General features: G+C 44.4%; 1 protein-coding gene. It reads left to right on the top strand.

All coding sequences use genetic code 11. The features are described 5' to 3' along the window. On the top strand, window positions 1-798 hold a 798-nt coding region (locus AC1TPC_RS26845), incomplete at its 5' end, for an IS3 family transposase (RefSeq protein ID WP_482069775.1). Window positions 799-903 lie beyond the last annotated feature (105 nt).

Consider the following 903-nt stretch of genomic DNA (forward strand, 5'->3'; position numbering starts at 1 on the left):
GGTCGCCCCGCACCTGGTTTTTCTTATACACAAGACGGCAAGCCCGTTAGCGATGAGCAAATCTGTGAATGGGTCATGGAATTCTTAGCAGGAGAAGGCGCTGCGTACGGCTATCGCAAGCTTACTGTGCTTCTTAGAAGACGCCATAAACTGAAGATCAACAAGAAGAAAGTGTACCGTCTGTGCAAGCTAATGGATGTGCTTCGTCCACAGCGAAAAATAAAGTTAAAGCATCCTAAGCGTTTAGCGAACAATCGCGTGATAACGGATTCTAATCAGTTGTGGGAGGTTGATATTAAGTACGGATGGATTCATGGTGAGCAGCGGTTCTTCTTCCTTATGTGCATTATAGATGTGTTTGATCGCGCCATCGTCGCCTATCATATTGGTCTGACCTGTGAAGCCAAGCACCTCGTCCAGATCATGCAGGAAGCGCTTATGAAGCGCCAGCTATTTGATCAAGCAGATAAGCCGGTCATCCGTTCCGATAATGGTCCGCAGTTTATCAGCCATCGGTTTGAAGAGGCTTGTACGGAGTTTGTCATGATCCACGAACGTATTCCGCCTAAAACGCCGAATAAAAATGCGCACATTGAATCCTACCATGCCATCATCGAATTGGAATGTTACCAACGGCATGAATTTGAGTCTTATCAACAGGCTTATGAGATTGTGAGTCAGTTTATTCAGGATTATAACCGTATCCGTATTCATGGCAGCATCTATGACTTATCCCCTTATGAATATAGGGAGGCAGTCAAGCAAGGAATGGTGGTGCCGAAAAAAGTTAAAGTCTGATCAAGTTCGAAACGTTCATTTTAGAGTAAATGGCAGAAAATTAAAGCAATTTTACGATCGACATCGAATAAGAGGTGCAGTGTCCACAATAAGGGTGTTTAACCG

This window comes from Paenibacillus sp. Y280, from assembly GCF_056786335.1.